A 408-nucleotide genomic window follows, 5' to 3' on the forward strand; every position below is an offset into this window, starting at 1 on the left:
AACCCCGGTTTTCAGGTTGATGTTGACTGCCACCGTGCTGTCCAGGTACGAAACGGTATCGCGACCGGCACCGCCGAAGAACTGGTCGGCACCACCACCGCCATAGAACATGTCGTTGCCGCTGCCGCCGGTGATGATGTTGTCGCTGGCATTACCCCAGCCGGTGAACGAACCGGTGCCGGTATAGGTCAGGCGCTCGACGTTGGCCGCCAGCGTATGGTCCTTGTAGCTGACGCGCACTTCATCGTTGCCGCCGCCAACTTGCTCGATGACGGTTACGCCACCGCCGTTGACGTAGTAGATATCGTCCCCTGCACCACCTTCGTAGGTTGCGAAGAGATAAGCGTCAGTAGTGAAGCTATCGTTGAAAGCAGAGCCGATGACTTTCTCCACGTTGGTCAAGGTCAA

Annotated in this window: 1 protein-coding gene; it reads right to left on the bottom strand. The window is 58.1% G+C overall.

The window, feature by feature from the left end:
- Positions 1 to 408 (bottom strand): calcium-binding protein (locus JN524_RS27195; RefSeq protein ID WP_442964297.1); only part of this gene is annotated, 408 nt, incomplete at both ends.

Origin of the sequence: Pseudomonas sp. MWU318 (assembly GCF_016756945.1) — a bacterium.
Lineage (GTDB): Bacteria > Pseudomonadota > Gammaproteobacteria > Pseudomonadales > Pseudomonadaceae > Aquipseudomonas > Aquipseudomonas putida_A.